Source organism: Bradyrhizobium sp. NBAIM03 (assembly GCF_020194055.1).
Lineage (GTDB): Bacteria > Pseudomonadota > Alphaproteobacteria > Rhizobiales > Xanthobacteraceae > Bradyrhizobium > Bradyrhizobium yuanmingense.
Genome location: NZ_JADYVS010000148.1, coordinates 1 through 452, shown reverse-complemented (window position 1 = coordinate 452; position 452 = coordinate 1). Strand labels below are relative to the sequence as shown.

1 protein-coding gene is annotated in these 452 nt (G+C 63.7%); it reads right to left on the bottom strand.

Annotated elements, in window-relative coordinates; all coding sequences use genetic code 11:
- Positions 1-202 precede the first annotated feature (202 nt).
- The coding region (locus tag I6F21_RS37815; RefSeq protein WP_225184397.1) for a hypothetical protein at positions 203-452 on the bottom strand (250 nt) is incomplete at its 5' end.

Genomic DNA, 452 nt, shown 5'->3' with positions numbered 1-452 from the left:
ATCTTGGCGAAGAACACGGGACGGATGGCGCGCTCATGCAGGCCGCGCACCAGGTCCATCGCGTAGCGCTCGCTGCCACCGCTGTAGCCCAGCGCGTTGCACGAGATTCCGACGTTCATGGATGCTTTAGTAATAATCGTATTGAGACCGCAGTCGTGCCGAGCCTACGCCCGGCGATGGCGCCCCCCGCGCCATCTTCGAACTACTCGTACACCGTTGCCACGTTCTCGGCATTGAGCGCCTGACGCAGCGCGGCGATCGCCGCTTCGCTCGGAACAATGCGCCACGCATCGCCGAGCACCGCTTCGCAGCGTGCCTGCTCACAAACGTAGTTGATGCGTACCGAGACGCCATTGCCATCGGCCGCCACATGCGGCGAGAGCAGATCACGCAGCTTGGCCGCCGTTGAATCGCCATTCATCGACAGCCGGATCGCCCGCGCGAACTTGGCG